At 66.6% G+C, this 1315-nt stretch carries 1 protein-coding gene; it reads left to right on the forward strand.

Annotated features, from left to right (window positions below):
- The first annotated feature begins 225 nt into the window (after positions 1 to 225).
- Complete coding sequence (locus tag AB4Z15_RS24925) at positions 226 to 1290, forward strand: IS110 family transposase (protein WP_442019401.1); 1065 nt, start codon at positions 226 to 228, stop codon at positions 1288 to 1290.
- Positions 1291 to 1315: the final 25 nt, after the last annotated feature.

Here is a 1315-nt window from a genome sequence, read left to right on the forward strand (position 1 = left end):
GTAAGTGACTGGCCCCGCAAGGGTGTCCTGGAGTGGGATCTGTCCATCCGAGGGGTGGGGCGGCCGGTACCGCCCGGCCCACCTCGGTAACTTGATCAGAAGGTTGTCCGCCCGCTAGGGCGTGACTCGTCACAGTGTTGTTCCGAAGTGACCTCTACCCGGACTGGTACCGGCCGTTGACGGCCCTGACCGTATCCGCGAGTAGAGGAAGGTGCCAGAACCGCTATGACTATCGTTGCGCATTCCCGTCCGTTTGTCGTCGGCGTCGACACGCACGCCAGGAACCATGTCTACGCCATCATCACCGCAAGTACTGGTGAGTTGATCGCTACCCGGGACTTCCCGGCCACCGGGGCCGGCATCAACCGCTCGATCGCCTGGGTCGCGCGCCACACCGGCGCTGACCTGGGGACTTTATGGGTGATCGAGGGAACCGGCTCGTACGGTGCCCTGCTGGCCGGTGCCGCCGGGGCGGCCGGCTACCAGGTTGCCGAAGCCGCGCGCATGGATGCCCGGCACRGKGTCGGAAAATCCGACCCGCTCGACGCGCACCGGATCGCCGCAGCCGTCCTCCCCATGGATGAGCAGCACCTGCGCCGGCCACGGCTCAATGAAGGGGTCCGCGCCGCCTTACGCGTCCTGGTCACCGCACGGGACTCCATGACCACCGAACGCACCCGGGCAGTGAACGCGCTGACCGCCCTGCTGCGCGTCAACGACCTCGGCCTGGACGCCCGTAAACCCCTGACCGGAGCCCAGATCGCCGACGTGACGCGSTGGAGGGCACGGGACGAACCGCTGGCCGCCTCCATTGCCCGCTCCGAAGCCGTCCGGCTAGCCCAACGCGTCACCGGACTCGACGCGGAGATCAAGACCAACACCACCCGGATCACCGAGCTGGTCAAGATCAGCGACGCAGCGCCCCTGCTGCAGGAAACCGGCTTCGGTCCCGTCACCGCCGCCATCTGCCTGACCGCATGGTCCCACCACGGACGGGTCCGCTCCGAAGCGGCATTCGCCTCCCTGGCCGGAGTCAACCCCATTCCTGCCTCATCCGGTAACACCGTCAGGCACAGACTCAACCGCGGTGGTGACAGAACCCTGAACAAAGCCCTGCACATGGTCGCCCTGAGCCGGATGACCTTCGACCCCGCCACCGTCGACTACGTGCGCAAACGCCAAGCCGAGGGACGAACCACAAAGGAGATCCGCCGGTGCGTGAAACGCTACCTCGCCCGGCGGATCTACCGAACCCTCAACGCCCCAAACCCCGGCCCTTGCCACGCTTGACAACCATAGAAGGATCCCCGCGTTG

It is taken from the genome of Paenarthrobacter sp. 2TAF44 (assembly GCF_052114885.1).
Lineage (GTDB): Bacteria > Actinomycetota > Actinomycetes > Actinomycetales > Micrococcaceae > Arthrobacter.